Annotated in this window: 1 protein-coding gene; it reads left to right on the forward strand. The window is 41.5% G+C overall.

What is annotated here, in order from left to right:
• On the forward strand, positions 1–381 hold a 381-nt coding region (locus ACYVRH_RS15075), incomplete at both ends, for an MATE family efflux transporter (RefSeq protein ID WP_461257666.1).

Raw genomic sequence — 381 nt, forward strand, 5'->3', positions numbered from 1 at the left:
CGGACAGCTTGCGTCATTTTTGTATGGTATTTGGTATTTTTGCTCAAACAAGACAATGCTTTCAATACGGTTAAAAAATGCCAAGACAAATAAAACAATGCTTCGGGAAGTTTTTTCGATAGGAATACCGGCTGGAATATCAAATGTTCTTATGAGCGTGGCGAACATTCTCAGCAACCGCATAGCGGCGAGGTATGGAGATTATGTTGTCGCCGGTTCGGGAGTGCAAATGCGTATAGCCAGTATGTGCTTTATGTTTGTTTTTGCCCTGACAATGGGATACCAGCCTTTCGCCGGATTTAACTATGGCGCGAAGAATTTTGCCCGGCTTAGAAAAGGTTTTAAGGTTACTCTTACTTTTTCAACAATGGTATGTATTAC

The organism is Treponema sp. R80B11-R83G3 (genome assembly GCF_054786115.1).